The organism is Vibrio sp. OPT46 (genome assembly GCF_015163535.1).
Classification (GTDB): Bacteria; Pseudomonadota; Gammaproteobacteria; order Enterobacterales; family Vibrionaceae; genus Vibrio; species Vibrio alginolyticus.
The window spans coordinates 1,677-7,076 of the sequence record NZ_JADDYG010000603.1; the positions used below are offsets into that span (position 1 = coordinate 1,677).

A 5,400-nucleotide genomic window follows, 5' to 3' on the forward strand; every position below is an offset into this window, starting at 1 on the left:
TACAATAACAACCAACAGCCACATAACGATTATGTGCTGCTAGTCAATGAATGCGTTGGTCTCGTTGAAGTGTTGACGTGAATAAACCACGTAACACCTTTACTTACCGGATAAGCTGATGCTTAACGAGATGACGATAAGTAAACTTGCGCTAACTACTCCCCAAACGTCGACATAATAACGCCGAGCGTCAGGCTTTCCAACAAAAAAACCTTGTCTTATCGAAATAAAATTCTTATTAAAAATCAGGAAGCACTATAAAAAGAAAGAAATGGATTCAACCACCTGAACTTTATTAAACAGACAAAAAGCAGCAAATGGCTCAAGACAAACTCTTCATTGGTTAGAGCCCTAACGGGGAAGATAGATACAAAAAAGGAGCATTACTGCTCCCTTTTGTAACATCCACATTCTTAGCAATTCAAAAGCCGCTTAGAGGCACAAAGTAGACCAGTGTTGACCAAATTGCGATCCAGGCAACCACGACTGCCGTATCTGCCCAATCTTTATTCCACATACTGCCATCCTCATCAACCCATGTAGTAAGTGGAGAGCAGCAAAATCAATACCAGTATCTATTATCGACGTCGCTTTGTGTAAAGTTTGTGACTTTGATTCAAACAGTTTGGCTCATCGGTCAGGAGTTCAATAAAACAATCAGCCATGGACAAACTGGTCACACGCCCTTCTCCTTTCATCTCCTGCAATGCGTCGTACCCCTCTTTCCCTTTCATCGTATAGGCAGAAGAAGTCCCTCGATACCAAACATCATCTTGAACACCTACCCATTGTTTGCCATCAAAAATCACTAATGATTGAACTCTTTCACCTTTTGGGGTATCTGCGTGGTACTCGAAGTTTAAATTGTAAGTGTACGGATAACTGCCAGATCCAGTGCCTTCTACGCCATTGTTGAGTGCATTATTTATCGCGCCTTCAAGTGCACGGCGAATAGCGCTGCCTTTTACATCGTAAAAGCCGATAGGAACGGCAAAAGGCAACAGTCGTCCGGCAATGTCTGCCACTGTGATGTTGCCAGGGTTCAAAGAGGTTCGCACGCCACCCGCATTATGAATTGCAAATTGAACGTCATATCCACGTTTGTTTAAACAGTGCAGAAATGATCGGGCAACGGAGGAAGCCAACTCACTCTCACCAAATTCATCGGGAATTCTCACATGACGCTTTTTGGTGTCAACACTAGCAATGACTTGTGACTGTAACTGCCTAACCTGAGGAATATATTTATCGCTCAGGATAGCTTGAGTTTCCGGGTGTTTCTTACAAACCACGACATTCGGTTGACCATGGATGAAGTCGCACGCGGTTTCGAATACACCTTGGTCGAGCTGTTGGTTTAGCGTCGAGTCCCAAAAAATACGTCGGCCAAGCAACAGTTCATTTTGTCCACTCAACATCGTTGCTTTACCGTGTTCATCAAACTCAATGACGCAGTGCCCCATTGTCAAAGCATGGAAACCCGCTTGCACCACATAGGTATCATTAATTTTGATACCGTAGGGATCGTCTTGTCCTAACCCTATTGATGAAAAATCACCTTGCAACCGGTGGCTGTGTCCACCAACAATTATACCAATACCTGCGACTTGCTCAGCTAACTCTAAATCACCTTCATAACCTAAGTGGCTCAGAAGAATAATATTTTTTATACCTGATGAATGGATTTGTTTTACGGTCGCCTTGGCGGTTTCAATTGCTGAGTGAAAAGGCGTGTCTGCATCAGGGTTTGCGATGTCGCTCATTTTATCTATGGATAATCCGAAAACCGCGACCCGCTCACCATGGAATTCTTTAACAATGTATTGAGCGCTCTGTGTATCCGGTTGGTAACTATATACATCCTTACAATCACTGATACGGTGAGGTTTTTTAAGTGATTCATTGGATAAATCCCAGTTGCCAGCAAGCAATGGGAACTGAGTACGTTGGCAAAACAATGCAACTGGCTCATTCCCCATATCTAATTCATGGTTACCTAACGCCATTGCATCAATCTTTAATGCGTTCAATAAGTCGGCATTGGCTTTGCCTTTAAATAGTGAGAAATACAGCGTACCTTGGAAGCAATCTCCGGCATGGAGGAACAACATCCCATGACCTTGGCGCTGAGCATCATCTCTTAACTGCTCGACTCTGGTTGCGATACGAGAAAAGCCGCCGGCGCTGACATAGGGCTCTAGCGTGAGTTCATTGTTTATCTTAAGCTTTAACTGTAATGACGTTGGTTCAAAGTAGGAATGTGTGTCATTGATGTGTGCCAGTTTGATTCTCACTGGCTTATGATTGTTATTCATCTTCATCTTCTCTTTTTTCATTCCTTATAATAATAAGAAGTGAATCATGACAGAATCATGAATTTTATGAAACTGCGATTTAGGATTTCATGTTTAAGTGATCACGATGCTGTCCCCCAGCTTTGAAAGCAAGCCTCGCTTGTAACGGTCTCTATTCAGTAAGAGGCTCTCGTAATTTTGTGAACTGAGCTTAACTCAAAAATTCCGAATTCATATATGCTTAGGAGTAGCAAAATAACTCTCGATAATTCAAATAATTGCAAGGAGGATTGAGATGAGACTAGAACGCATCGAAATCTCCGGGTTTAGAGGCATCAAACGCCTTTCACTCTCTTTTGACGAACTCACCACGCTTATCGGTGAAAACACGTGGGGCAAATCATCATTACTCGATGCCCTTTCCATCGCATTACCTGCCGATGGCTCATTGTATCAATTCAAACTGAAAGATTTTCACGTTGACTACTCAATTTCTCATCCACAAACACAACACTTACAGATCATTGTTTGTTTTAAAGCACAGGATAAAAACGAAGTAAAAGCGGGACGCTACAGACGCATAAAGCCTACATGGTGCACCAACGAAGATGGTGAGCAAGTCATTTACTATCGTATTAGTGCGTCTCGCGATGAGCACGGCATTAATACAGAGTACGCGTTTTTGGATCATAACGGCAAACCCAAAAAACTTCACCACTCAGAGAAACTCGCTATTGAGTTAATGACACTTCATCCTGTAATCCGACTACGTGACTCCCGACGCTTCCCAGATTTAAACCATGTCAACGGCGATGGTAAAAATGCTCGGATTGAAAAACGAATCAACAACACCTGTCGACGCTTATTGGCTATGCCTGGCCATGTGAATAAAGGTGAGATTCGTAGTAGCCTCGACTCAATGCAAACGCTTGTTGAACACTATTTTGCGTTCAGAAGTGTCAGTAAAGGTAACCCACGCAAACCTCGTGATGGTCTTTTCTATACCAGCCCTTCCTCTGATAAAGGTTTGAGTCAGTTCTTGAAAGAAACCAATGACAAACAAAGCCGCTTGCTTTTAATGGGGTTACTCAATGCCTATCTTCAAGCTAAAGGCCCCACCGATTTAAGGCGCTGTGCGAGACCAATACTGATCATTGAAGATCCAGAAGGTCGACTGCATCCAACTCATCTAGCGAGAGCGTGGTCCTTATTGCAATTGTTGCCAATGCAAAAGATATTAACCACCAACAGTGGCACGTTACTCGGTTCTGTTCCACTGTATTCAATTCGACGTTTAATTCGGCTATCAGACAGAACCATCGCTAAGAGTTTAAACTCAACAAAGTTTGGTCGAGATGAGTTGCGCCGAATTGGTTTCCATATTCGTTTTCATCGTTCAGGCGCATTATTTGCGCGGTGCTGGTTACTTGTTGAGGGCGAAACCGAAGTTTGGCTTTTTCATGAACTGGCTCGTCAATGCGGGTATGACTTGGCTGCCGAAGGGGTTCAAATCGTTGAGTTTGCTCAATCAGGTCTAAAATCACTCATCAAAGTAGCAAAAGAGTTTGGTATTGATTGGCATGTCGTTACCGATGGCGACCCAGCAGGGAAAAAGTACGCGCATGCAGTGCGAGCACAGCTCGACCATGATCAGGAAAGGCATCGACTTACGGAGTTACCCGACCGAGACATCGAGCACTTTCTGTACAACAATGGTTTTGAACTTTTCTTTAAGGACATCATCAAAGTTCCTCATGACCACCCTATCCCTGCTAAAAAAGTCGTAAATCGTGTTTTGAAAAAACATGCAAAACCGGACTTAGCTTTGGCTATTGTTTCTCATTGTGAAGAGAAAGGCATGGAGTGTATTCCTGTTCTTCTGCGCTGGACACTTAAACGCGTTGTTACCATGGCCAACGGCAATACATGAGTTAGACGTATTTTACACTCAGCGTATTGTCTTGTAATACAAAAAAAGCACACCAATTTGGTGTGCTTGTATCAAACATCATTAATTTTGATTAAGGGTATTGAGAGGGATAAAACTCAATACACAGTGGATACCAATAAGATCGGGGGTTCACTACTGTGCTTGCTCAGCAAGCGAAGAAGAAGTAGCGGTTGATTTCGTATGCAACCATAGCCCTGTCGCTTTCATTAGATAGCCAAACACACCACCTAGCAACAACGATGGAATGACAAGTTGCCAGTTTCCGTCAGCCGCAAATGTTGCGCATGAACCAATAAAAGTACCAGGGATGTACGCGAGCCAAGCCTGTTTAGCTTGAATACACATGAAGAATGCCACAATAGCGGTAATCACATAGCCAATAATTTCCAACCCCACGTAAGTGGAACCGTGAATAATTACCATTGCCCAGAATACGCCTGTCATATTGGTGATTAAGCTGATGCCTAGTCCTTTCAATCCGCTCGTTGGCGCTGCAAAGTAGCTCGTGCAACCTAAAAAACCAGCCCAAGAAAGCAAACCTAAAGAGATGGCGATCCAACCCCATACGCCAGATAAAATTCCAGTAGTGATAGAAATAGCTAAAAGTCTCGTCATGGTAGTCATACCTACTCGGCTATTATCGTACCTATATGGTTCAATAACTGCCTTCATACATTGAAATCAAGGACACATGTTAGATACATCAGCTCAGCTTATCGGTGATACTGATCACAATAAGATATTATTATTTTCACAATTTACATTAAAAGTTTGACGCAACCGATAAATCAACAGATTTAGGGAATAAACCCAACTCATCTCGTAGGCATGTTTAATCAACCTTTAAAGAACTGAAGGCTTCCCTTTCATCATTCGTAGTCCCTCTCTTTTAATGCAGTCGACTAATGGGTTTTCTGCCATATCTGAACGCCATATAAATGAAAGCGTCCTTTCCATTTTTAACTCAGGTACATTTAATGCCACAAGGTGACCTGCTTCTATATATCGCTCTACATCTAAATACGGTAAGCAAGTAAGGTACTGACCATTAGCAACCAAACTACGTAACACCGGAACGTGTTCGTACTCGCGCCACACATCCAAATCTTCAATAAGGTGGTGAATAGAACTATCAAATGTTTTTCGTGTGCCAGA

The 5,400-nt window shown here is 42.7% G+C and carries 4 protein-coding genes; 1 reads left to right on the forward strand and 3 read right to left on the reverse strand.

Features of this window, described 5'->3' with window-relative positions; genetic code table 11:
* Window positions 1-578 precede the first annotated feature (578 nt).
* Entirely contained in the window at window positions 579-2,321 is a 1,743-nt protein-coding gene (locus tag IQR33_RS23540; RefSeq protein ID WP_169628839.1) for a bifunctional metallophosphatase/5'-nucleotidase, read from the reverse strand.
* Between the two features lie 268 nt (window positions 2,322-2,589).
* Here IQR33_RS23540 and IQR33_RS23545 point away from each other — a divergent pair, with 268 nt between their 5' ends.
* The gene (locus IQR33_RS23545) at window positions 2,590-4,224 is read left to right on the forward strand and encodes an ATP-dependent endonuclease (protein ID WP_130545371.1); all 1,635 of its coding nucleotides are present in this window, start codon (window positions 2,590-2,592) and stop codon (window positions 4,222-4,224) included.
* A gap of 153 nt (window positions 4,225-4,377) precedes the next feature.
* Here IQR33_RS23545 and IQR33_RS23550 read toward each other — a convergent pair whose 3' ends face one another.
* Window positions 4,378-4,860 carry a DUF1097 domain-containing protein gene (locus IQR33_RS23550; RefSeq protein WP_193837695.1) on the reverse strand — a complete coding sequence of 161 codons (483 nt, stop codon included), beginning with the start codon at window positions 4,858-4,860 and terminating at the stop codon, window positions 4,378-4,380.
* Window positions 4,861-5,088: 228 nt separating this feature from the next.
* A partial coding sequence (locus IQR33_RS23555; RefSeq protein WP_265575808.1) for a LysR substrate-binding domain-containing protein occupies window positions 5,089-5,400 on the reverse strand: 312 nt, incomplete at its 5' end.

Coding starts and splice junctions, on each gene's coding strand:
- IQR33_RS23540 (WP_169628839.1), bottom strand. CDS start 2,321: ATGAAGATGAATAACAATCATAAGCCAGTGAGAATCAAACTGGCACAC.
- IQR33_RS23545 (WP_130545371.1), top strand. CDS start 2,590: ATGAGACTAGAACGCATCGAAATCTCCGGGTTTAGAGGCATCAAACGC.
- IQR33_RS23550 (WP_193837695.1), bottom strand. CDS start 4,860: ATGACGAGACTTTTAGCTATTTCTATCACTACTGGAATTTTATCTGGC.